The sequence below is a fragment of the Paraburkholderia phosphatilytica genome (genome assembly GCF_003443895.1).
Taxonomy (GTDB): Bacteria; Pseudomonadota; Gammaproteobacteria; order Burkholderiales; family Burkholderiaceae; genus Paraburkholderia; species Paraburkholderia phosphatilytica.
The window spans coordinates 163,275-183,668 of the sequence record NZ_QQOA01000002.1; the positions used below are offsets into that span (position 1 = coordinate 163,275).

A 20,394-nucleotide genomic window follows, 5' to 3' on the forward strand; every position below is an offset into this window, starting at 1 on the left:
AATCGACGAACAGAACCAGCAGGCACATCAGGGAGGCACGCCATCATGCGTTTCGGGTTCCCGCGGTTCCGCCGCGCGCCGGGCATCGTCGGCGATATCGCCGCGCAGGCCGGCAAGCTCGGCATCGAGATCTGCGACGTGTCGGGCCACGTGGACGAAGTCGCGACGCGCGTCGAGCGCCAGGCGCAGGTCTGCCGCGCACTGCGCGAATCGGCGGCACGGACGATGGAAGGCAACCGTCGCATCGCGAGCGCCGCGCGCGGGATGCGCGACGTGACCGCGCATGCGGCGACCGGCGTGCAGGAATCGCAGCGCACGCTGGAGGCATCGCTTGCGGATATCCACGGCCTCGTCGAAGGCGTGACCGTGATCGAAAGCCAGATCGACGCGCTGCGCTCGGCGCTCGCGCATGTCAGCAACGTGTCCGAGGAAATCTCGACGATCGCGCGACAAACCCACCTGCTCGCGATCAACGCGGCGATCGAGGCCGCGCGTGCCGGCGAATCCGGCAAGAGCTTCGCGGTGGTCGCGGCGGAAGTGAAGAACCTGTCGTCGAAGACCGCGCAGGCGACGAGCCAGATCGAAAGCACGCTCGCGCAGTTGCGGCAGCAGACCGAGCAGCTTATCAGCGAAGGCTCGGTGAACACCGAGCGCGCGCACCGGGTTCGCGAAGGCACGCGGACGATCGGCGACATCGTGCATTCGACGGGCCACGCGATCACCCAGCTGAACGGCGAGGCGGACCAGATCGCCAACCTGACCGGCGACATCGAAACGCGCTGCACGGGGCTCGAGGCGCAGGTGCTGGAAATGGCCGGCGAGGTCGAGGAATCGAGCGAAAACTTCGTGCAGGCGAAGACGCGGCTCGGCAGGCTGCTCGGTGTGTCGGAAACGTTGATCGAGCTGACGGCCGCGACCGGCATCGAAACTGACGATACGCGCTTCATCGCGGCCGTCGAGGAAGCCGCCGCGAAGATTGGCAAGCTGTTCGAAGCGGCAGTGGAGCGCGGCGAGATCACGCTCGCCGACCTGTTCGACGAACGCTACGAGCCGATTCGCGGCACCGATCCGCCGCAGTACATGACACGCTTCACCGCGTTCACCGATCGCGTGCTGCCGCCCATCCAGGAGCCGCTTTCCGGCTTCGACCCACGTGTCGCGTTCTGCGCGGCGATCGACCGGCGCGGCTATCTGCCGACCCACAACCTGAAGTTTTCACAGCCGCAACGCGACGATCCGGTCTGGAACGCCGCGAACTGCCGCAACCGGCGCATCTTCAACGACCGCACCGGCGCCGCGGCCGGCGCGAACACCAAACGCTTCCTGCTGCAGACTTATCGCCGTGACATGGGCGGCGGCGAGTTCGTGCTGATGAAGGATGCCTCCGCGCCCGTGACGGTCGCGGGGCGTCACTGGGGCGGGTTGCGGATGGGTTACAGGGTATAAGCGCGGCTGCGAACGCGGAATTGAGCGCAGGTACGAGCGCTTATTTCACGCTGCCGATTTCCGGTTGCTGGTCGAGGCCATCCAGCGCCCGGCCGATGTCGGCACGCAGATCCGCCTCGTCTTCGAGACCGACGTAGAAGCGCACCAGCGTACCCGCGTGCGGCCATTGCGCCGCGCTGCGCATGCTGCCGATGTTGTACGGCATCACGAGACTGTGCGCGCCGCCCCAGCTCCAGCCGAGCGCGAACAGCTCCAGCGCTTCGCAGAACGCGTCGACCTGCGCGGGCGTGTAGCGGCCATCGAACACGACGGAAAACAGCCCGCCGGCGCCGCCGCTGAAATCGCGCGCGAAGAACTCGTGGCCCGGGCAGTCCGGCAGCGCCGGATGCAGCACAGCGGCAATCTCCGGACGCGTCTTGAGCCAGCGTGCGAGCGCGAGCGCGCTGCGATCGTGCTGCTCGAAGCGCACTTTCATGCTCGGCAGGCTGCGCAGCACGAGCGAGCAGTCGTCGGCGGAGACGCCGATGCCGACGCGCATCCGCGCCGCCTTCAGCTTCAGGTGCAGGTCGTGGTTCGCGGTGATCGCCGCGCCCATCAGCAGGTCGCTGCCGCCGGACTGGTACTTGGTCAGCGCCTGCACCGAGATGTCGATGCCGAGTTCGAACGGCTTGAACGCGAGGCCAGCGGAATAGGTGTTGTCGGTGGCCGTCAGCACGCCGCGAGCCTTCGCGACCGCGGTGATCGCGCGCGTGTCGGGCACTTCCATCGTCACCGAACCGGGCGCTTCCAGCCAGATCAGCTTCGTCTCCGGCCGGATCAGGTCGGCGATGCCCGCACCGATCATCGGGTCGTAGTAGCGCACCGACAGCCCGAAGTCGCGCGCGAGCCAGTCGCCGTGATCGCGGTTCGGCGAATAGACGTTGTCCGGAATCAGCACGTCGTCGCCGGATTTGACGAACGCGAAGTACACGCCCGAGATCGCGGACAGCCCCGACGGATACAGCAGCGCGTGCTCGCCGCCTTCGATCGCGGCGAGCCGCTGCGTCAGCGCGGCCGAGGTCGGCGTCGCGTGCAGGCCGTAGCGCCACTGCGTGTCATCTCGCCAGTCGAGCGCGCGCAAGGTCGCGAGATCGGGGAACACGACGGTCGATGCACGCGCAACCGGCACCGAAAACGAATCGAAGCCCGGCGTGATCTTGTCTTCGGCGTGCACGATGCGGGTCTGCTGCGACCGGCTGGAACGGGATTGGCTCATGATGGACGGGAGAAGGTCACGGTTCTGGTTAGGACGGATGCGCGGCGGCCGACGTAGGGTTCAGGCGGCGTTGGGGCGAGCGCCGTGGGTTCGTACGCAGTGATGGGCTGCCGCAGTGCAGGCGTCGTTTGAAAGTGTCAGTCGCCGGTCGTCAGGTTGCTGACGCCGTTGACCTGATGGCCGGGTTGGGGTTTCGCTGGCGCGGCCGTGGTGGGTGCCTGCGCCGCTGCGGCTGGCGCGCTTTGCTGCGACGGTGCGGATTGCTGCGCGCCGGCGTTGTCCTGCGCGTTGCCCGCGTTGCCCGCATCGCCCGCGCCCGATGCAGCGTCAGGTGGCATGGCCTTGAGCGCCGCCGCGGCCTCGCGCTGGCTTTCGTCCTTCGACGGCAGCGGCTGCCCGGCCGCGAGCGGATGCAGGTCGAACGGCAGCGGGTTCGAATCGTCGACGTCCATCCGGTCGCCGTCCAGCACGCCGTTCGCTGCGAACTTGCCGACCCAGTTGCCGGTGATATGCGTGCCGTCGTTCGATTCCTCGACTTCGAGCGTCGTGTCCTCGCGGTCGCCCGCGATCAGGATCACCTCGCCGTTATCGGCGTACTGATATTCGCCGTGCACGCCCGACGGATCGTCGGTTTTCGGGCCGAGCCGCAGCACGATCTGGCGGTTGCCGAGCATCCCGACGTAGCGCGGAAACTTCGCGAATTCGGGATTGGGTTTCAGCGGCAACTGGATCGGCGGCGGCGCGGCCAGTTCCTTCACCGCGTCGCTCTGGGCGTGTGCCGTGACCGGCAGCGCGACCAGCGCGCCGGCACCGGCCAGCCACGCCAGCGAGCAGACTAGCGCCGGCCATGCACGATGGCGACGCGGGCGTTGGAGCAGTGAGTCGATCGAATGCGGTTGCTGCATCGTATTGCTTCCTTCGTAGTGCTGGAGTGCTGTGGTACTGGCGATGGCGCGGATGGCGGTGTGATCTGCGGCGTCGCGCAGCGCCGCGCCACGCCACGCGCTCGTGTCAGATGCGCTCGAAAATCGCCGCGATGCCCTGCCCGCCGCCGATGCACATCGTCACGAGCGCATAGCGCCCGCCGATGCGTTGCAGTTCGTAGAGCGCCTTCACGGTGATCAGCGCGCCCGTCGCGCCGATCGGATGGCCGAGCGAAATGCCCGAGCCGTTCGGGTTGACCTTCGCCGGATCGAGGCCGAGCTGCTGGCTCACCGCGCACGCCTGCGCCGCGAAGGCCTCGTTCGCCTCGATCACATCGAGATCGTTCACCGTGAGGCCCGCGCGCTGCAGCACCTTCTGCGTGGCCGGTACCGGGCCGATGCCCATGTACGCCGGATCGACGCCTGCATGCGCGTAAGCGACGAGCCGGCCGAGCGGCTTCGCGCCACGTGCTTCGGCCACCTTGCGCTCCATCAGCACGACGGCCGCGGCCGCGTCGTTGATGCCTGACGCGTTGCCCGCCGTCACCGTGCCGTTCTCTTTCGCAAACACAGGCTTGAGCTTCGAGAAGTCTTCGGCGGTGGCGTCGTGACGAACGTGCTCGTCGGCGTCGAACATGCTGTCGCCTTTCTTCGACGCGAGCGTGATGGGCAGGATCTGATCCTTGAAGTAGCCGCTTTCGATCGCTTTCGCCGCGCGGCGATGCGATTCGAGCGCGAGCGCGTCCTGTGCGTCGCGCGAGATGCCGTACTGCTTCGCGACGTTTTCGGCGGTGACGCCCATGTGGATGGTCTGGAACGGGTCGTGCAGCGCGCCCAGCATCATGTCGACGAGCTTTGCGTCGCCCATGCGCTGACCGAAGCGCGCGGCAGGCGCCAGATACGGCGCGCGGCTCATGCTTTCAGCGCCGCCGCCGATCGCGATGTCCGCATCGCCGAGCAGCACGCTTTGCGCGGCCGAGACGATTGCCTGCAGGCCCGAGCCGCACAGCCGGTTCACCGTCAGCGCCGGCGCGTCTTTCGATACGCCGCCGTTCATCGCGGCGACGCGCGCGAGGTACATGTCCTTCGGCTCGGTGTGGATCACGCTGCCGAACACCACGTGCCCGACCTCGTCGCCGCCGACGCCCGCGCGCGACAGCACCTCGCGCACGACCTTCGCGCCCAGTTCCGTCGGCGCGAAATCTTTCAGGCTGCCGCCGAAATCGCCGATTGCCGTCCGTACACCGCTCACCACCACGACTTCACGTTGCATCGCTCGCTCCCAGATGAGGTTGAACCGGATCTGCTGCCGCGCCCGTTCGAGGTTCGACGGGCGTCGTTATGCATGGCGGCCGCGCGCGGCGGCGTGTCAGCCTGCCAGCACGCGCTCGACCAGCGCGCGGTCGGGGATCGGCGCGACCGCGCCGAAGCCCTGCGTGGACAGCGCGGCGGCCACGTTCGCGTAGCGCGCCGCCGTGAACGGATCGTCGCCTTCGATCAGCCGCGCAATGAACGCACCGCCGAAGCAGTCGCCCGCGCCGGTCGCATCGACCGCTTCGACGATGTGGCCCGGCACCATGCGCCGCTCGGTCGGCGTCGCGACGTAGGCGCCCTCCTTGCCGAGCTTCAGCGCGACCACCGTGGGCCCGAGCGCGAGCAGATGATCGACGATGTCGTCGCGCATCGTGAGGCCCGTCAACGCGGTCACGTCGTCCCAGCTCGGCAGGCAGATGTCGGTCTGGCGCAGCGCTTCGCGCATCACCGCGCGCGCCCGCGCGAGCGGCCACAGCTTCAGCCGCAGGTTCGTATCGAAGCTCACGCGTGCGCCGTTGTCCCGCGCATGCGCGATCGCGGCGAACGCCGCATCGCACGGCTGCGTGCCGATCGCGAGACTGATGCCGGACAGATGCACGACCTTCGCGGCGGCGAGCGCATCGAGCGGCAAATCCTGTGGCGCGTAGCGGCTTGCGGCCGAGCCGGCGCGCAGATAGTCGAACTGGTGGCCGGCGGGCCCGTGCGACACGAAATAGACGCCCGTGGGCGCGGCGGGATCGACGCGCACCGTCGACGTATCGACCGCTTCGCGCTGCCACAGTTCGATCAACAGACGCCCGAACTGGTCGTTGCCGACGGCGGACACGAAACCCGTGTGCGCGCCCTGACGCGACGCCGCGATACAGAAGTTCGACGTGTCGCCGCCGAAGCCCTGCAGGTAGGACGGATTGCCGGCCGACGCCTGATTGAATTCGATCATCGCCTCGCCGAGCGCGAGGATCTGCGGATGGCCAGCCGGGGCGGTCGCCATGCGCTTAGACCTCGCCCCACAGATCGTGACCGTCGGCGCCGGTGATCTTCACCGACACGAAGTCGCCAACCTTGTAGCGCTTCGACGCCTTGGTAGCCGGCGCGACGTACACGACGCCGTCGATTTCCGGCGCATCCGCCGCCGTGCGGCCGATGCCGCCATCCGCGTTCACTTCGTCGACGAGCACCTTCAGCGTCTTGCCGACCTTCTTCGCGATGCGCTTCGCCGACACCTGCTCGGCGACTTCCATGAAGCGCGCGCGGCGCGCTTCGCGCACTTCGTCGGGCAGCGCGCCGTCGAGTTCGTTCGCGCTGGCGCCTTCGACCGGCGAATAGGCAAAGCAGCCGACGCGATCGAGTTCCGCTTCACGGATGAAGTCGAGGAGCGTTTCGAACTGCTCCTCCGTTTCACCCGGAAAGCCGGCGATGAACGTGCTGCGGATGGTGAGATCCGGACAGATCTCGCGCCATGCGCGCACCCGCTCCATCACTTTCTCCGCGTTCGCGGGACGCTTCATACGCTTCAACACTTCCGGGTGCGCGTGCTGGAACGGCACGTCGAGGTACGGCAGCACGTGGCCCTTCAGCGGCCCCGCGGCCATCATCGGGATGATCTCGTCGACGCTCGGATACGGATAGACGTAGTGCAGGCGCACCCACGCGCCGTACTGCGCGGCGAGTTCGCCGAGCGCACCGACGAGGTCCGTCATGCGGGTCTTGACCGGCTTGCCGTTCCAGAAGCCGGTGCGGTATTTCACGTCGACGCCGTACGCGCTCGTGTCCTGCGAGATCACGAGCAGTTCCTTGACGCCGGACTTGAACAGGTTTTCCGCCTCGAGCATCACTTCCGCGACCGGACGCGATACCAGATCGCCGCGCATCGACGGGATGATGCAGAACGTGCAGCGGTGGTTGCAGCCTTCGGAAATCTTCAGGTACGCGTAGTGGCGCGGCGTGAGCTTCACGCCCGCGGCCGGCACCAGATCGACGAACGGATCGTGCGGCTTCGGCAGATGGCTGTGCACCGCCTGCATCACTTCGCCAACAGCGTGCGGACCGGTCACGGCGAGTACCTTCGGGTGCACTTCCTCGATCAGGTTCGAGCCGCTCGCGCTCTGCTTCGCGCCGAGGCAACCGGTGACGATCACCTTGCCGTTCTCGGCGAGCGCTTCGCCGATCGCGTCGAGGCTTTCCTGCACCGCTTCGTCGATGAATCCGCAGGTGTTCACGACGACGAGGTCCGCGCCGTTATACGTGCCGGCGATGTCGTAGCCCTCGGCGCGCAGCTGCGTGATGATCTGTTCGGAGTCGACCAGGGCTTTCGGGCAGCCGAGGCTGACGAAGCCGACTTTGGGGGCGTTCGCCGATGCGGTGGCGGGCGCGGTGGGGGAAGCGGTTTGCGACATGTGAGTGGTCCAGCGGGTGAGCGACGACGGAGTGGGCGTGTGCGGCACACGCAGCCCGTCATTGTACCGCGCCCGCAGGATCGCCCTGCGACCGGAATCCGCCTTCTCCCAGCGGCATCGCAGGAGCTACGTGGTCATCGGACCCTGGAGGCAGGTTGTCCAGCACCGCCCGCAGTTCGATACCCGGCCTGTCTCTCGCCGCCATGTGGGATTCTGGCGCCGTCCCGCCTTTGCACACAATGGGCGGGCTCACGAACAGCTCCGCCGACGAGCGCCTTCAGTGCTTGTCCGACACCCATACGCTCCAGCCGCCACCTGCCTTGAACTGAAGCTTCTTCAGGCGTTTGCAATAGCGACGCCGTACCACAAGATCACGCGCATTCACGTGGACGCCGCTCACGTGACCGAAGCAGTAGACCGACGATGCCATGGGGAACAGTAACGCCGAGCACAGGACGTCGGTCATCTGCAGGCCGACATGATTGTTGCTCACGCCAAACGTCGGTAGCTCGAGGATGCGTGCGAACGGGTCGCCCCTTGCGCGGTACTTTTGCGTGAAGATCGAATGGGCGACCTGGTCGTTGAGTTGCGTCGTCCGGAAATCCGCGACGATGAAGCCGCTGGACCTTTTGCTCTCCAGAAACGCCTGAAACGTACGGCACGCATGCTGGACCGATCCGGTGTAGGTCTCCCGTGCCTTGAATGGCATTGCAATGCCCTTGACCCAGATGTCCGCCAGGATGCGACATTCGAAATGTTCGAGCAGCTCGAGCGTGTCATCGATGAACCGCAGTTCGATGCGCGCGTGATGCGCTTTTCTGCGGATCGAGCTTCACAGGCTGGAACCCTTGATTTCCTCCCGCACGTCATCGAGCAGGTGGATCGACTTGAACGACCCCGGAAAGTACCTGCGCTTCAGTGTGAGAAATTCGCGCGTGATATCGGCAAGCGCATCCTGCTGGACGATCAGACCGGCAATCACCAGCAGCGGCTGGATGTCGGTTTTCCTGCCGGGCAACGGAGCGCTGCAACCCGCCTCATCGATGTAACAGATATACGACAAATCGGCCCCGGAAATGAAAACAGCCGCTTGAAGCGGCTGTTTGGCGGTCTGTGACCGTATTTGTCGCCAGGTTTCCCCGTTCGACGAGCGACTCAGGCATTGCCTGATCGTGAGGAGATCGTAATAGACGAGATTCGATGCGTCAACACTTTCGAAAGCAAAACGAAGCCGGACCAATCGATTCAGCCCTTTCCGCAGTCACGTTCATCCTTGCCCGATGCAAGAAGAAGCACCGCTCTTCGAAGTTACTTCTTCTCCGGCTCCGGATTATCCGCGCCCGCCGGCTGCTTGAACGGGAATGTGCTGAACATCGACTTCGCCTGGTTCTGCATCTGCTCCTGCATCTGCACGAACATGTTCTTCGACTGCTCGATGTAGCTGGTCATCATGCCCTGCATCATCGGCGCCTGCATGTTCATGAACTGCGACCAGACCTCCGGATTCATCGCGTTGCCTTCGTAAAGGTTCTTCGATTGATCCGCGAGCTTGTTCTGGATGTCGATGAACGCCTGGATGTTCTTTTCCAGGTACGTGCCCATCATGCCCTGCATCGCGTGACCGTAGAAGCGGATGATCTGCGACAGCATCGACGACGAGAACATCGGCAGGCCGCCGCTCTCTTCTTCGAGAATGATCTGCAACAGGATGCTGCGCGTCAGGTCCTCGTTGCTCTTCGCATCGATGACCTTGAAATCCTCCTGGTCCAGTACGAGCTGCTTCACGTCGGTCAGCGTGATGTACGTGCTCGTCTCCGTGTCATACAGCCGACGGTTCGGATATTTCTTGATGAGTCGTTCGGCTGTTTTCTTTGTAGTAGTCGTCATGTAACGCCTTTGAGCGCCCGTGAAGCGCAAAAGCCGCGTTCACCTGAAAGTGGAACGCAGCCCATCAACATCTGACCCATCGGGTGCGCCGGCCCGTTACGGATGCGGCCGGCGCGCCTGCCGGATCAGCCCATGTGCAGACCGCCGTTCAACGAGAAGTCCGCGCCCGTCGAGAAACCCGACTCGTCCGAAGCGAGCCACGAGACGATCGAGCCGATTTCATCCGGCTGGCCGAGACGGCGCACCGGAATCGTCGCGACGATCTTCTCGAGCACATCCGGACGGATCGACTTCACCATGTCCGTGCCGATGTAGCCCGGCGACACCGTGTTGACCGTCACGCCCTTGGTCGCCACTTCCTGCGCGAGCGACATCGTGAAGCCGTGGATACCGGCCTTCGCGGTCGAGTAGTTGGTCTGGCCGAACTGCCCTTTCTGGCCGTTCACCGACGAGATGTTGATGACACGGCCCCAGCCGCGCTCGACCATGCCGTCGATCACCTGCTTCGTCACGTTGAAGAGGCTCGTCAGGTTCGTGTCGATCACCGCGGTCCAGTCTTCGCGCGTCATCTTGCGGAACACGACGTCGCGCGTGATGCCCGCGTTGTTGACCAGCACATCGACCTCGCCGACTTCGGCCTTCACCTTGTCGAACGCTTCTTTCGTCGAATCCCAGTCGCCGACGTTGCCTTCCGATGCAATGAAGTCGTAGCCGAGCGCTTTCTGATCCTCGATCCACTTCACGCGGCGCGGCGAGTTCGGGCCGCAGCCCGCGACGACCTTGAACCCCTGCTTGTGCAGGCGCTGGCAGATGCTGGTTCCGATGCCGCCCATCCCGCCCGTGACATATGCAATTCGCTGTGACATAAACCTCACTCCATTATCGTTGTCCGAGGTGCCGACCGGCAGCCTCCTGTCGTGGCATCACGCTGCCGAATCCAGCCGAATTCAGCCGCGTTCGACCGCCAGCGCGACGCCCATCCCACCGCCGATACACAGCGATGCGAGGCCCTTCTTCGCATCGCGCTTCTGCATTTCGTGCAGGAGCGTCACGAGAATCCGGCAGCCCGACGCGCCGATCGGGTGACCGATCGCGATCGCGCCGCCGTTCACGTTGACCTTCGACATGTCCCAGCCCATCTGTTTGTGCACGGCGAGCGCCTGAGCGGCGAACGCCTCGTTGATTTCCATCAGGTCCAGATCCGCCGGCGACCAGCCCGCGCGCTCGAGACAGCGACGCGATGCCGGCACAGGACCCATGCCCATCACCTTCGGATCGACGCCCGCGTTCGCGTACGCCTTGATGCGCGCGAGCGGCGTGAGGCCCAGCGCTTCCGCCTTCTTCGCCGACATCACGACGACCGCTGCCGCGCCGTCGTTGATGCCCGACGCGTTCGCGGCGGTCACCGAACCTTCCTTCGTGAAGGCAGGCTTCAGACCCGCGAGCGACTCGGCCGTCACGCCGTGACGCACGAATTCGTCCGTCGCGAAGCGCAGCGGCTCGCCCTTGCGTTGTGGGATCTCGACCGGCACGATCTCGTCGTCGAAACGGCCCGACTTCTGCGCGGCCTCGGCCTTGTTCTGCGACGCCGCGGCGAGTTCGTCCTGCGCCTGACGCGTGATGCCGTATTCCTTCGCGACGTTTTCGGCCGTGATACCCATGTGGTACTGGTTGTACACGTCCCACAGACCGTCGACGATCATCGTGTCGATCAGCTTCGCGTCACCCATCCGGAAACCGTCGCGCGAGCCCGGCAGCACGTGCGGTGCCGCGCTCATGTTTTCCTGGCCGCCCGCCACGACGATCTCCGCGTCGCCCGCGATGATCGCGTTCGCCGCGAGCATCACCGCCTTCAGGCCGGAGCCGCACACCTTGTTGATGGTCATGCCGGGCACCATGTCCGGCAGGCCCGCCTTGATCAGCGCCTGGCGCGCGGGGTTCTGACCCGAGCCCGCGGCGAGCACCTGGCCCATGATGACTTCGCTGACCTGGTCCGGCTTCACGCCGGCCCGCTCGAGCGCTGCCACGATCACCTTCGCGCCGAGTTCGGGTGCGGCGATCTTCGCCAGCGACCCGCCGAATTTGCCCACGGCCGTCCGTGCGGCCGATACGATCACTACGTCAGTCATTGCGATGTCCTCTGGGCGTCACGCCTGCCTGCCGTGTCCTACCGGCCCGCGGCGCTTTCGCCCGTCCAAGTTGAAAAAACAAGTCCTTGCCGCCAGTTCTGCCGCCGCAACCCGCGCAGCGCCGCCGTAGCCTTCGCCACGTCGGTCGCGGCCTTCATCGCAACATCAGGCACCACCCGAAGCCAGAAAGAACGGCCTCAGTCGCGCTGCTGCACATAACGCCCGGGCGCGGGCTCGATCTCCGGGTACTCCGCCGAGCCGAGCTGCGCACGTGGCTTGACTTTCTTCCCTCCGTATTGATCGAGCCATGCTGTCCACTCGGGCCACCAGCTGCCCGGCACTTCGGTCGCCTCGCCAAGCCATGCGTCTGCGTCTTCCGGCAGCTCGCGTCCTTCGCCCTGCATCACCCAGTAATTGCGTTTCTTCTTCGCCGGCGGATTGATCACGCCCGCGATGTGGCCCGACGCGCCGAGCACGAAGCGCAACGGGCCTGTCAGGAGCGGCACCGACGCGTACGCGGTCTTCCACGGCACGATGTGATCTTCGCGTGAACCGTAGATGAAGGTGGGCACGTCGATGCGCGACAGGTCGACCTTCTCGCCGCACACCGTCAACGAGCCGGGTTCGCGCAGCCGGTTCTCGAGATACGTGTTGCGCAGGTACCAGACGTACGCCGGCCCCGGGAAATTCGTCGAGTCGCTGTTCCAGAACAGCAGGTCGAACGGCGCGGGCGTGCGTCCCTTCAGGTAGTTGTCGACCACGTAATTCCACACGAGGTCGTTCGGACGCAGGAACGAGAAAGTGTTCGCGAACTCGACGCCGCGCATGAGTCCCGCGGGCGCGCCGTTCTTGCCGCCGATGGTCTGCTCGCGCATCTGCACGTGCGCCTCGTCGACGAACACGTCGAGCACGCCGGTGTCGCAGAAATCGAGCATCGCGGTGAGCAGCGTCAGCGACGCGGCCGGATGTTCGCCGCGCGCGGCCGCCACCGAAAGCGCGGTGGCCAGCATCGTGCCGCCGATGCAGAAGCCGAGCGTGTTGATCTGCTCGCGGCCGCTGATCTGGCGCGTCGTCTCGATCGCGGTGAGGACACCCTCTTCGACGTAGTGGTCCCACGTCTTGCCGGCGATCGATTGATCGGCGTTGCGCCACGACACGAGGAAGACCTGATGCCCCGCTTCGAGCGCATGCGCGACGAGCGAGTTCTCAGGTTGGAGATCGAGGATGTAGAACTTGTTGATGCACGGCGGCACGATCAGCAGCGGCCGCTCGCGCACGGTAGCCGCGCGCGGCTTGTACTGGATCAGCTGGATCAGGTCGTTCTCGAACACGACCGCACCTTCGGTGTTCGCGAGATTCTTGCCGACCACGAAGCGCGATTCATCCGTCTGCGAGATCTTGCCGCGCTGCAGATCGGACAGCAGATTCATCACGCCCTGCCGCAGGCTCTCGCCGTGACTGTCGAGCAGCGTTTTCTGCGCTTCCGGATTCAGCGCGAGGAAGTTGCTGGGCGACGCGGCCGCGGTCCACTGCTGCACGGCGAAGCGGATGCGCTCGCGCGTTTTCGGATCGGTATCGATCGCTTCGACGAGCTCATGCAGATAGCGCGCGTTGAGCAGATACCACGCGGCCGTGAACGCATAGGCCGGCGTGGCCTTCCATGCGTCGGCGCTGAAGCGCCGGTCGTTCAGTTCGGGTGCGGTGGACGAGCTTTCCGTGGTCTGCTTGAGCAGTTGCATCGCTTCGCGCGAATAGTCGGACTGCAACTTCTGCAGACGCTCGGGCGGCAGCATCGCGCCGGGCAGCTTGATGTTCGCGAATGGCGAAAGCGTCGCGGCGGCCTTGCTGAAGTCCGGCATCGACGCGAGGTTGGGCATCTGGAACGACTGGAATGCCGAGAACGGATTCGCTGCATTCGCCGCGCCCATCTGCGCTCCCATCGGCGCGCCGGTGGGCCACCACGCGTTGTGCGTCTGCGCGGCGGACGGACCGCCGCTCGACGTCATGTTGTCCTGCGCGGTCTTTGCTACCGAACTCCACGCGTTCATCCACGCGTCGAACATCTGCTGCATGCCGGCGGCGCCGTTCGCGGTTTGCGCGTTGCTTTCCGAAGCAGTGTCGGTGCTGGAGGAAGAACTGGAGGAACGTTGTGATGCAGCCATACCTGCCTTTGACCCCTGCTTGAGACCCCGCTCGAACCGGCATGTGCCGCGCATATGCCGGTTAGTCATCGCGGACTGGTTGGAGAGGCAGGACTACCGCGCACGTGGGCGATTGCTCGCGACCTCGTCACGCCCTGCCCCAGTGTGGGAAACATTTTTGCTCCCCATCGCAAGGCATGTCAATGCTTGTTCCCGATTTTGACGCAGTGCGATATTTTTTTAATTATCGTTTTCCCCATGTGCGTGCATGGCGCATGACGATGCGCAAAGCGCCTTGAAATCATTAGGGAAACCCCGCTGTTTTCAGGCCTCGAAAAACATCGTTCAGACGTTTGAAAACAGGCGCGCGGCAAGGGGCTCGCCGCGCAGCATGGGCGCAGCAATTTGCGCACTGCGATGCGGGCGATGCGATTCGATCCGGCGCGCGCCGAACTCCTGCTTGACCCGCGTCGAACGCGTCGCGAGATCAATCGTTTGACTGCTTCGCCCGCGGTGTTCGAAACAACGGCGTGCTAGTCGGAGAGCCAGATCAGTGCTGCCATCCGGCCGGTCACGCGGTCGCGTCGATAGGAGTAGAAACGATCGCGCTCAGTCACCGTGCAGGCATCGCCGCCGGTGATGTTCGTCACGCCGATTGCCTGCAAACGCACGCGCGCGAGCGCCGGCAGATTCGCGAGAAATTTGCCCGGCGTCTGCGGATGAGCGATGAATGCGGCAGACGTCGCGTCACGTTGTTCGCCGTCGACACCCGTCATGAAAGCGTCACGGACGTCTGCCCCGACCTCGAACGCCGTGGGTCCGATGCAGGGCCCGAGGTACGCGTGCAGCGTCGCCGTGCTGCCGCCCGCGAGCGACGCGACCCGCCGCGCCGCGTTCTCGATCACGCCCGCGGCAAGACCCCGCCAGCCCGCATGCGCGGCGCCGACCGCGCGCCCCTCGCTGTCGCAGATGAGCACCGGCATGCAGTCCGCGATCATCACGATGCAGACGGTGTCCGACCGGTCGGTCACGCTCGCGTCGGCGCGCAGCGTACCGACGCCTTCGCGCGTGGCGGCGAGCGCATCGCACGCATCGACGACGTCCGCGCCGTGGATCTGCTGGAGCCACGCGACGGGTGCCCCCGTCATCGCGGCGAGACGCCTGCGGTTGATCAGGACGCGGTCGCGATCGTCATCGGTACTCACGCCGAGGTTCAGGCCGCCGGGCCCATCCACGCCATCCGCGTAACGCCCATAGGGCGGCAGGCTCACGCCGCCGTTACGCGTGGTGACGAGCGCCTTCACGCGCGGCGACACGCGCCATGCTGGACGCAGCACGTCTGCTTCCGTCAGCTCCGGCAGATTCGCCGGGTCCGCTGCCATGTCTTCCGGCAACTTCCGATGCTCGCTCATTCGTTGTCGCCCTCATCGTCGTCTTCGTCCGCGTAGTCGTCTTCGTCGCTGCCGATCACATAGCCTTCGTCGCTGTACGCGGCGTCGAATTCGAACGTATCGAAGTCCGCTTCGTCCTCGCCTTCGCCGAGACCGAGCGCGGCTGCAAGCGCGGCCATGTCGTCGGGCACCGGCGCTTCCCAGTGCAGCGCGCGGCGCGTCTGCGGATGGATCAGCCCGAGCCGCCACGCGTGCAGCGCCTGGCGCGCAAACCCGTCGGGCAGCGGCGTGACCGAGCGCTGTCCGCGCACGCGGCCATACACAGGATCGCCAAGCAATGGATGACCGATGTGCGCGCAATGCACGCGGATCTGATGCGTGCGGCCCGTTTCGAGATCGCAGTGGATCGCGGACACCGGCTGACGCTGCCAGACCGTCGCATCGATGCGGCGGAAATGCGTGCGCGCGGGTTTGCCGGCGGCGCCCGTGACGACCGCCATGCGGGTGCGCTCGCGCGGATCGCGGCCGATCGGCGCGTCGATCGTGCCTTCGTCGGGCAGGTTGCCCCACACGAGCGCGAAGTACCGGCGCTTGACGGTACGCGCCTGCATCTGACGCACGAGGTCGGTCTGCGCCTCCAGCGTGCGCGCGACCACCATCAGCCCCGAGGTTTCCTTGTCGAGCCGGTGCACGATGCCGGCGCGCGGCAGCCCAGCCGCCGCGTCGCCGTAACGATGCAGCAGACCGTTCAGGAGCGTGCCGCTCCAGTTGCCCGCGGCCGGATGCACGACGAGCCCCGCCGGCTTGTTGATCACGACGATCGCGTCGTCTTCATAGATCACCTCGAGCGGTACCGGCTCCGGCGTGAACGCAAGCTGTTCGGGCAACAGATCGGGGACGAGTTCGATCGTCGCGTCGAGCGGCACGGGTTGGCGGATCTTTGCCGGCGCGCCGTCCACCTTCACGCGCTGCGACTCGATCCAGCCTTGCAGGCGGCTACGCGAAAATTCGGGGAATACCTTCGCCAGCACCTTGTCGAGTCGCTCGCCGGCGAGTTCGGGCGGCACCCGCGCGCGGCGCGGCGTTTCATCGGGATTGCCTGCCGAAGCAGGCGAGGAAGACGCTGTAACGCTCGTGCTCCGCGCCCCGGCCGGCGCGCCCGCTGTTGCTTCGGCGGGAACCGCGCCCACCGGTCGAGCGTCGTGAGGGTCTGCGCCTGGGCTATAATCCTTGCTGCTGTTCCGGGTACCGGCAGCGGTATCCACCTTCCTTGAGCGGGTCATTGAGACAGGGTCACCTGGACGTAAAGCTGAACTGGAAAATGCGAGCCTTGAATACGATCACTAACACGGCCCGAGACATGGCCAGGAACATGGCCAGATTTGTTGCGTGCGTCGCAGCCGTCGCCATCCTCGCGGGCTGTCACGGCCTGCCGGAAAAGACCGACGAAACAGCCGTGTGGACCAACAATAAATTGTACAACGAGGCACAGGACGCACTGAACGGCGGCGACTGGGCAAAGTGCGCGAAATACTTCGAGGCGCTCGAAGGCCGCGACCCGTTCGGCCACTTCGCGCAGCAGGCGCAGATCAACGTCGCGTACTGCCACTGGAAGGATGACGAAACCGCGCAGGCCGATCAGGCGATCGACCGCTTCATCCAGCTGCACCCGGATCACCCCGATATCGCGTACGCGTACTACCTGAAGGGCATGATCCACTTCAACGACGACCTGGGCCTGTTCGGCCGCTTCTCCGGTCAGGACATGAGCGAGCGCGATCCAAAGTCGCTGCGCGAGTCGTACGACGCGTTCAAGGTGGTGGTCGACAAGTACCCGCAGAGCAAGTACGCGCCGGATGCCGCGCAGCGCATGCGCTACATCGTGAATGCGCTCGCTTCGCACGAAGTGCACGCGGCGGACTACTACTACCGCCGCGGCGCGTACGTCGCCGCGATCAACCGCGCGCAGCTCGCGATCAAGGAATACAAGAGCGCGCCCGCCATCGAAGATGCGCTGCACATCATGATGCTGTCGTACCAGAAGCTGAACGAGCCGCAACTCGCCGACGACACGAAGCGCGTGCTCGCCGCAACGTTCCCGGACAGCCCGTACATCACCGGTCATGCGCGGCCGGGTACGCAGCAGAAGTCCTGGTGGCAGTTCTGATCAGCCTCTGACGCACACCGGCACTACAAAGCGAAACGCCACGGCAGTCACATCCTGCCGTGGCGTTTTTGTATTTGCGTCGCAGCTCGCACGATGACCGGTGTCCCGCTAAAGCCGCAACGCTGTGCTCAATCCCGCTCGAACAGCGCGATCGATTCGACGTGCGACGTATGCGGGAACATGTTGACCACGCCCGCGCCCTTCAACCGGTAGCCGGCTTCGTGCACGAGCAGCCCGGCATCGCGCGCGAGCGTCGACGGATTGCACGACACGTAGACGATGCGCTTCGGCAGCGAACCCTCGCCGCTCTGCGCGATCTCCGCGAGCGCCTTCGATACCGCGAGCGCGCCTTCGCGCGGCGGGTCGATCAGATACTTGTCGAAGTGGCCGAGCGCGCGCATGTCGTCGGCGGTGACTTCGAACAGGTTGCGGCACGCAAACGACGTGTGCCCGTCCACGCCGTTCTCGCGCGCGTTCGCGAGCGCGCGCGTGGTCAGCGTGTCGCTGCCTTCGATGCCCACCACTTCGCGCGCGAGCCGCGCGAGCGGTAGCGTGAAGTTGCCGATGCCGCAGAATAGGTCGAGCACGCGGTCGCCCGGCGCGGGCGCGAGCAGGCGCAACGCGCGGCCCACCAGCACGCGGTTGATCTGGTGATTGACCTGAGTGAAATCGGTCGGCTTGAACGGCATCCGGATACCGTATTCCGGCAGCGTGTAGTCGAGCTGTGCGTCGAGCGGATAGAACGGCACGACGGTATCCGGGCCCTTCGGCTGCAGCCAGAACTGCACGTTGTGTTCATCCGCGAACGTGCGCAGCAGCGCTTCGTCGGCGTCGGTGAGCGGTTCGAGAATGCGCAGCACCAGGGCAGTGACCGACGCGCCCACCGCGAGCTCGATCTGCGGCATGCGATCGCGGATCGACAGCCCTTCCACCAGCTGACGCAGCGGCACCAGCATCGCCGAAACGTGCGGCGGCAGCACCTCGCAGCTCGTCATGTCCGCGACATAGCTGCTCTTGCGCTCGTGGAAGCCGACCAGGACGCCGCCCTTCTTCACGACGTTGCGCACGGTGAGACGCGCGCGATAGCGATAGCCCCACGACGGCCCGTGAATCGGCCGGAACACCGTCTCCGCGCGCAGCTTCGCGAGATGCGCGAGGTTGTCTTCGAGCACGCGCTGCTTGACGGCGATCTGCGCACGCACGTCGAGATGCTGCATCGAGCAGCCGCCGCAAGTGCCGAAGAACTGGCATTGCGGCTTCGTGCGGATCACGCTTTCGCGCAGGATATCGACCACCTGGGCCTGTTCGTAGCTCGGCTTGCGGCGGAAACTCAGGTATGTGACCCGCTCGCCCGGCAACGCGCCTTCGACGAAAATCACCTTGCCCGGCTCGCCGGTTTCGGTCACGACGCGGCCGACGCCGCGCGCTTCCATGTCGAGCGAATCGATGTCGAGCGGACCGGCCGGGGCATGCGTCGTGCTGCCTTTGGATGCGCCCCGTTTGCCTTTCGACGGACGTTGAGAAGGGGTTTCAGAAGCGGTTTCGGACACCTGCGGATACCTGCGAATTCGTGGGGAAAGGCGAGATTGTAGACGAATGGGGCAACGAAGACCCGACCTCGGAGGTCAACATGCGGCTCATCAGCTGGAACGTGCAGTGGGGTCGAAGCGCGGAAGGTGTCGTCGATCTCGCGCGGACGGTACGCGAAGCCCGGCAGTTCGGCGACTTCGACGTGCTGTGCATGCAGGAAGTGACGCGCGGCTTCGGCGCGCTGCCAGGCCATCCCGGCGACGACCAGTTCGCCGAACTCGAGGCGCTGTTGCCGGGCTATACGGTGATCGACGCGATCGGCGCCGATCTGCCCCCGCTCGCGCCAGTATCAAATGCGGCATTGGGCGCTGAGTCGGGGAAAAAGCGCCGCCAGTTCGGCAACGCGATCGCGACGCGGCTGCCCGTCGGGCTCGCGATCCGGCACGCGCTGCCGTGGCCGGTGGATCCGCGGGCGCCGTCGATGCAGCGCGTCGCGCTCGAAGCGGTGCTGCAGTCGGACATCGGTGCGCTGCGCGTGCTTGTCACGCACCTCGAGTTCTATTCGGAGCAGCAGCGGCTCGCACAGGTCGACGCGCTGCGGCGCCTGCAGCAGGAAGCCGCCGCGCATGCGGCGCGGCCAGCGCCCGCCGAGAACGACAGCGGCCCGTTCGCGGCGACGGCACGGCCGGCCAGCGCGATCGTCTGCGGCGATTTCAACAGTCCATTCGACAGTGCCGCGTATCACCGCATGCTCGAACCGATCCCGGACAGCCCGCGCTTCGTCGATGCATGGGCAACGCTGCATCCGGGCAAAACGCCGCCGCCGTCGGCCGGGGTGTACGACAAGGAACAATGGTCGTCGGGCGAGATGACGTGCGACTTCGTGTTCGTCACGGAGGATCTGCGCGGCCGGCTGCGCCGTTGCGACATCGATCCGCACTCGCATGCGTCCGATCATCAGCCTCTTATCGTGGAATTTGCCTGACGGCGCGATTGCCTCGCGCGCCCTTGGTCAGCCATCAAAGCGATCAGCTTTCGAACGCCGCGAGATATTCGGCCCAGTGCGGTGCCGCTTCGGTCGACAGCGACTGCTTCACGAGCGCCACTTCGTCCGCGTATTCGTCCGCGGAAAAGCCGCCGCGCATCAGCTGGAAGCGGCAGTACAGCAGGTAGGTGTTGACGACGTCGGTTTCGCAGTAGTTGCGGATTTCCTCGATGCGCCCCTGCTGGAACGCGTTCCACACCTGGCCGCCGTCCATGCCGAGCTTGCCGGGAAAGCCGCACAGCTTCGCGAGCGCATCGAGCGGCGCATTCGCGCGGGCCTGATACATCGCGAGCAGATCCATCAGATCGGTATGACGCGAATGATACCGGCTGATGTAGTTGTTCCATTTGAATTCGCGGTCGTCCTCGCCGAGATCCCAGTAGCGCGACGCCCGCACACCGTGCACGAGCGCACGATAGTGCAGCACCGGCAGATCGAAGCCGCCGCCGTTCCACGACACGAGCTGCGGCGTGTACTTCTCGATGGTGCGATAGAACGACTGGATCAGCGCGGCCTCGCCGTCCTGCAGCGTGCCGAGCGAGCGCACGCGGAAGCCCTGGTTGTCGCGAAACGCGCACGAAATCGCGGCGATCCGCTGCAAGTGATGCGGCAGGAAATCGCTGCCGGTTTTCTCGCGGCGCGCGCTGAACGCGTAGTCGGCGACCTCGGCGTCGGTGAGGTTCGCGGGCAGATCTTCGAGGCGGCGAATGCCGTCGACATCGGGAATCGTCTCGATGTCGAATACCAGAACCGGAGTCATCGGAAAACGG

General features: G+C 65.5%; 16 protein-coding genes and 1 pseudogene. 3 read left to right on the top strand and 14 right to left on the bottom strand.

The genetic code is table 11. From position 1 onward, the window contains the following. Positions 1-45 precede the first annotated feature (45 nt). Positions 46-1,446, top strand: a complete 1,401-nt coding sequence (locus DVS29_RS02535; RefSeq protein WP_118178872.1) for a methyl-accepting chemotaxis protein — start codon at positions 46-48, stop codon at positions 1,444-1,446. A 40-nt stretch (positions 1,447-1,486) separates the two neighbouring features. Here the strand turns inward: DVS29_RS02535 and DVS29_RS02540 are convergent, their stop codons facing one another. The 12 genes and pseudogenes from DVS29_RS02540 to DVS29_RS02595 form a co-directional block, all read right to left on the bottom strand. After that, positions 1,487-2,701 (bottom strand): cystathionine beta-lyase, encoded by a 1,215-nt coding sequence (locus DVS29_RS02540; protein ID WP_118178873.1) that lies wholly within the window; start codon positions 2,699-2,701, stop codon positions 1,487-1,489. Positions 2,702-2,838: 137 nt separating this feature from the next. Continuing rightward, entirely contained in the window at positions 2,839-3,606 is a 768-nt protein-coding gene (locus tag DVS29_RS02545; protein WP_240655427.1) for a hypothetical protein, read from the bottom strand. A gap of 106 nt (positions 3,607-3,712) precedes the next feature. After that, positions 3,713-4,897, bottom strand: coding sequence for a beta-ketothiolase BktB (bktB, locus tag DVS29_RS02550; RefSeq protein ID WP_118178874.1), 1,185 nt, complete (start codon positions 4,895-4,897; stop codon positions 3,713-3,715). 96 nt (positions 4,898-4,993) lie between these two features. After that, a complete protein-coding gene (locus DVS29_RS02555; protein WP_118178875.1) occupies positions 4,994-5,929 on the bottom strand; it encodes a sugar kinase in 936 nt (311 codons plus the stop codon). Positions 5,930-5,933: 4 nt separating this feature from the next. Beyond that, positions 5,934-7,334: a 30S ribosomal protein S12 methylthiotransferase RimO gene (rimO, locus tag DVS29_RS02560; protein WP_118178876.1), complete on the bottom strand. Its 1,401-nt coding sequence runs from the start codon at positions 7,332-7,334 to the stop codon at positions 5,934-5,936. A gap of 277 nt (positions 7,335-7,611) precedes the next feature. Continuing rightward, a pseudogene (locus DVS29_RS38215) lies at positions 7,612-8,574 on the bottom strand (DUF3800 domain-containing protein). Positions 8,575-8,642: 68 nt separating this feature from the next. After that, positions 8,643-9,221: a polyhydroxyalkanoate synthesis repressor PhaR gene (gene phaR, locus DVS29_RS02570; protein ID WP_118178877.1), complete on the bottom strand. Its 579-nt coding sequence runs from the start codon at positions 9,219-9,221 to the stop codon at positions 8,643-8,645. A 125-nt stretch (positions 9,222-9,346) separates the two neighbouring features. Beyond that, positions 9,347-10,087, bottom strand: coding sequence for a 3-ketoacyl-ACP reductase (locus DVS29_RS02575; protein WP_118178878.1), 741 nt, complete (start codon positions 10,085-10,087; stop codon positions 9,347-9,349). Positions 10,088-10,168: 81 nt separating this feature from the next. Continuing rightward, positions 10,169-11,350 carry an acetyl-CoA C-acetyltransferase gene (locus DVS29_RS02580; RefSeq protein WP_118178879.1) on the bottom strand — a complete coding sequence of 394 codons (1,182 nt, stop codon included), beginning with the start codon at positions 11,348-11,350 and terminating at the stop codon, positions 10,169-10,171. Between the two features lie 197 nt (positions 11,351-11,547). Further along, positions 11,548-13,512 carry a class I poly(R)-hydroxyalkanoic acid synthase gene (phaC, locus tag DVS29_RS02585; RefSeq protein WP_164707830.1) on the bottom strand — a complete coding sequence of 655 codons (1,965 nt, stop codon included), beginning with the start codon at positions 13,510-13,512 and terminating at the stop codon, positions 11,548-11,550. 512 nt (positions 13,513-14,024) lie between these two features. Continuing rightward, positions 14,025-14,903, bottom strand: a complete 879-nt coding sequence (pgeF, locus tag DVS29_RS02590; RefSeq protein ID WP_240655429.1) for a peptidoglycan editing factor PgeF — start codon at positions 14,901-14,903, stop codon at positions 14,025-14,027. Beyond that, positions 14,900-16,165, bottom strand: coding sequence for an RluA family pseudouridine synthase (locus DVS29_RS02595; protein WP_118178881.1), 1,266 nt, complete (start codon positions 16,163-16,165; stop codon positions 14,900-14,902). Before DVS29_RS02595 ends, pgeF begins: the two co-directional genes overlap by 4 nt. A gap of 38 nt (positions 16,166-16,203) precedes the next feature. Here DVS29_RS02595 and DVS29_RS02600 point away from each other — a divergent pair, with 38 nt between their 5' ends. Beyond that, positions 16,204-17,049 (top strand): outer membrane protein assembly factor BamD, encoded by an 846-nt coding sequence (locus DVS29_RS02600; RefSeq protein WP_118178882.1) that lies wholly within the window; start codon positions 16,204-16,206, stop codon positions 17,047-17,049. 128 nt (positions 17,050-17,177) lie between these two features. On the opposite strand, the gene rlmD is transcribed toward DVS29_RS02600, so the two are convergent. Further along, positions 17,178-18,482 (bottom strand): 23S rRNA (uracil(1939)-C(5))-methyltransferase RlmD, encoded by a 1,305-nt coding sequence (rlmD, locus tag DVS29_RS02605; protein WP_240655442.1) that lies wholly within the window; start codon positions 18,480-18,482, stop codon positions 17,178-17,180. Positions 18,483-18,679: 197 nt separating this feature from the next. Here rlmD and DVS29_RS02610 point away from each other — a divergent pair, with 197 nt between their 5' ends. Next, a complete protein-coding gene (locus tag DVS29_RS02610) occupies positions 18,680-19,564 on the top strand; it encodes an endonuclease/exonuclease/phosphatase family protein (protein WP_118178884.1) in 885 nt (294 codons plus the stop codon). 43 nt (positions 19,565-19,607) lie between these two features. Here the strand turns inward: DVS29_RS02610 and DVS29_RS02615 are convergent, their stop codons facing one another. Then, positions 19,608-20,384, bottom strand: coding sequence for a 3'-5' exonuclease (locus DVS29_RS02615; protein WP_118178885.1), 777 nt, complete (start codon positions 20,382-20,384; stop codon positions 19,608-19,610). Between the last annotated feature and the right edge of the window lie 10 nt (positions 20,385-20,394).

Bases quoted from the DNA above. Each gene is read 5' to 3' on its own strand.
- DVS29_RS02535 (WP_118178872.1), top strand. From the start codon at position 46: ATGCGTTTCGGGTTCCCGCGGTTCCGCCGCGCGCCGGGCATCGTCGGC.
- DVS29_RS02540 (WP_118178873.1), bottom strand. From the start codon at position 2,701: ATGAGCCAATCCCGTTCCAGCCGGTCGCAGCAGACCCGCATCGTGCAC.
- DVS29_RS02545 (WP_240655427.1), bottom strand. From the start codon at position 3,606: ATGCAGCAACCGCATTCGATCGACTCACTGCTCCAACGCCCGCGTCGC.
- bktB (WP_118178874.1), bottom strand. From the start codon at position 4,897: ATGCAACGTGAAGTCGTGGTGGTGAGCGGTGTACGGACGGCAATCGGC.
- DVS29_RS02555 (WP_118178875.1), bottom strand. From the start codon at position 5,929: ATGGCGACCGCCCCGGCTGGCCATCCGCAGATCCTCGCGCTCGGCGAG.
- rimO (WP_118178876.1), bottom strand. From the start codon at position 7,334: ATGTCGCAAACCGCTTCCCCCACCGCGCCCGCCACCGCATCGGCGAAC.
- phaR (WP_118178877.1), bottom strand. From the start codon at position 9,221: ATGACGACTACTACAAAGAAAACAGCCGAACGACTCATCAAGAAATAT.
- DVS29_RS02575 (WP_118178878.1), bottom strand. From the start codon at position 10,087: ATGTCACAGCGAATTGCATATGTCACGGGCGGGATGGGCGGCATCGGA.
- DVS29_RS02580 (WP_118178879.1), bottom strand. From the start codon at position 11,350: ATGACTGACGTAGTGATCGTATCGGCCGCACGGACGGCCGTGGGCAAA.
- phaC (WP_164707830.1), bottom strand. From the start codon at position 13,512: ATGGCTGCATCACAACGTTCCTCCAGTTCTTCCTCCAGCACCGACACT.
- pgeF (WP_240655429.1), bottom strand. From the start codon at position 14,903: ATGAGCGAGCATCGGAAGTTGCCGGAAGACATGGCAGCGGACCCGGCG.
- DVS29_RS02595 (WP_118178881.1), bottom strand. From the start codon at position 16,165: ATGACCCGCTCAAGGAAGGTGGATACCGCTGCCGGTACCCGGAACAGC.
- DVS29_RS02600 (WP_118178882.1), top strand. From the start codon at position 16,204: ATGCGAGCCTTGAATACGATCACTAACACGGCCCGAGACATGGCCAGG.
- rlmD (WP_240655442.1), bottom strand. From the start codon at position 18,482: ATGGAAGCGCGCGGCGTCGGCCGCGTCGTGACCGAAACCGGCGAGCCG.
- DVS29_RS02610 (WP_118178884.1), top strand. From the start codon at position 18,680: ATGCGGCTCATCAGCTGGAACGTGCAGTGGGGTCGAAGCGCGGAAGGT.
- DVS29_RS02615 (WP_118178885.1), bottom strand. From the start codon at position 20,384: ATGACTCCGGTTCTGGTATTCGACATCGAGACGATTCCCGATGTCGAC.